General features: G+C 80.1%; 3 protein-coding genes. All 3 read right to left on the reverse strand.

Going from position 1 to position 2,304, the window contains the following annotated elements:
* A partial coding sequence (locus tag RIF68_RS34765; RefSeq protein ID WP_375165789.1) for a glycosyltransferase family 9 protein occupies positions 1-493 on the reverse strand: 493 nt, incomplete at its 3' end.
* Positions 490-1,332: a D-glycero-alpha-D-manno-heptose-1,7-bisphosphate 7-phosphatase gene (locus tag RIF68_RS36595; RefSeq protein ID WP_375165790.1), complete on the reverse strand. Its 843-nt coding sequence runs from the start codon at positions 1,330-1,332 to the stop codon at positions 490-492. The genes RIF68_RS36595 and RIF68_RS34765, both read right to left, overlap by 4 nt.
* The coding region (locus RIF68_RS34775; RefSeq protein WP_309055509.1) for a glycosyltransferase at positions 1,329-2,304 on the reverse strand (976 nt) is incomplete at its 5' end. The genes RIF68_RS34775 and RIF68_RS36595, both read right to left, overlap by 4 nt.

A 2,304-nucleotide genomic window follows, 5' to 3' on the forward strand; every position in this document is an offset into this window, starting at 1 on the left:
CGCGCAGAGCGCCGTCGTCGCCGGGTGGCGGTACGAAGCCGGCGGCGCGGGCGAGGTCGAGGGCGGCCTCGGCCTCGTGGCGCCCCGGCGCCCGCCGGTGGCGCAGGTCGAGCAGGGCGCCCGGGTAGTCCTCGCTGTCGGCGCCGATCCAGGGCACGCCGGCGAGCCGGAGCAACAGGGCGGCGGGCAGCGGGCTCTGGTGGTAGGAGACGAGGATCAGCGCCCGGTCGAAGCGGCGGGCGGCCACGGCCCCGATCAGCTCGCGGCAGGCGTCCGGGGAGACCGGCGGCGGGTCGAGGCCGACCCACGGGGCCTCGTGGACGAGGACCTCGTCCACGCCGGGCAGCAGCCGGGCGGCGGGCGCGCCGGCCGGGCCGCAGAGCATGGCCGTGGTCGAGGAGCCCGCGGCCACGGCCCGTACGGCCGGTCCGGCGAGGAGGACGTCGCCCGCGCTGTCCAGGCGGACGACGAGGGTGCGGGGTGCGGCGTTCACGCGGCACCGTCCGGGGGGAGGGCGGTGAGCGCGAGCCGTACCGCGGTCATGAGGTCGGGGGCGGTCCTCGGGGCGGCGGCGATCTCGTCGGGGAGGGTCGCGGCGGTGGGCACGAGGACGCCTTCGGCGCCGGCCGCGCGGGCGGCGGCCATGTCGCCGCCGATGTCGCCGATCACGACGGTACGGGAGGGGCGGGCGCCCAGCCGGGCACAGGCGGCGAGGACGAGTCCGGGGGCGGGCTTGCGGCAGGGGCAGCCGTCGTCGGGGCCGTGGGGACAGACGGCCCAGACGGGGAACGGGCCCAGGAGCCGGTCGACCCGGTCGCGTACGGCGACGACCTGCCGCCGGGTCAGCAGGCCCCGGGCGACGCCGGACTGGTTGCTCACCACGCCGGTGGGGACGCCGAGCGAGCGCAGCAGGGCGGTCGCCTCCCCCGCGCCGGGCAGCGGCCGGACGCGGCGCGGGTCGCCGTTGTAGGGGACGTCCACGATCAGGGTGCCGTCCCGGTCGAAGAGGACGGCGTCGGGGAGTCGGCCGTCCCCGGCCGGCTCGCCGGTGGCCGGCGGGCCGGGGGCGGGCCCGGCTTGCGGGGCCTCGAAGATCCAGGGGGCGGGGTCGGGGGTACCGGCGGGGTCTTCCTCCGTGATCCGGACGCCGCCCGTGGTCCTGAGCACGGGTCCGTTCCTGCGGGAGGGCGTCTCCGGTCGGCCGGAGGCGGTGGCCGTACGGGGGCCGGCCGGCGCCGCCGGGGTGCCGGGGGCGCTCCGGGCGCCGCGCGGGGCGCGTTCGGGCGCGTCGGTACGGGGTGCGGCCCGTTCGGGCCGTCGCCGGTTCGTCACACCGCCTCCTGTCGGGCCGCGGTCCCTTCCGTCCGCCGGGTCTCCCCCGTGGGGGCGGCGGGGCCGGCGGCCCGGTCGGCCGCCGGAGGGCGGGCCGGGGCGCGGGCGGGGCGGCCGGGGATGACCGAGCGGTGGAGGACCAGGCCGCGCAGCCAGTGCCACGTGGCGGCCGGGGGGATGACCGCGCTGGTGAGGATCATGTCGGTGATCTCCTGGCGGGTGCGGGGGCCCGGCAGGACGCGGATCAGGGTGAACTCGGCCGTGCCGGCGGCCCAGCCGAGGGCGCAGGCGAGGGCGGCCGCGCGGTGGCCGGTGAGGGCGCAGACGAGGGCGGCGGCGCCGGCGGCGGTGACGGCGCGGTGGCGGGAGAGCCGGCCGCGGGGCGCCGCCGCGCTGGCGCGCCAGTCGGGGCCGTGGAGGCGCCGCATGAGGACGTCGTCTGCGTTGCCGGCCTGCTGGCGTACGGAGGTCCAGCGGTCGGCGGCGCGGGCGGGGTGGGTGGTGCGGCGGCTCCCCTCGGCCAGGTGCCAGCCGCCGGCCAGCAGGCGCAGGGCGAGGTCGGCGTCCTCGCGGAAGGCGCGGTGGAAGCGTTCGTCGAAGCCGTCCGCCGCGTCGAGCGCCTCGGTGCGGACGGCCATGTCGGCGGTGATCCAGCGGGCGGTGGCCAGTCCGGCGGTGTTCCGCTCGTTGTCGGTGGGGCGCCGCCCCCCGGGCAGCGGGACGTCGATCCGGGCGGTGACCGCCGCCGTGTCGGCACGGGCCGCGGCGAGGTCGCGGGCCAGGTCCGCGCGCCAGGTCTCCGAGGGCACGACGTCGTCGTCGAGGAAGACGATCCAGGGGACGTTCCCGGCCCGGCGCGCCCCGGTGTTGCGGGCGGCGGCCGGTCCCCGGGCGCGGCCGGGTACCACGAGGGTGACGGGGCGGAGCGCCTCGGGTACGGGCAGGTCCGGCGGGTTCCCGCCGTCCCCGGGG

It is taken from the genome of Streptomyces sp., assembly GCF_031178505.1.
Classification (GTDB): domain Bacteria; phylum Actinomycetota; class Actinomycetes; order Streptomycetales; family Streptomycetaceae; genus Streptomyces; species Streptomyces gulbargensis.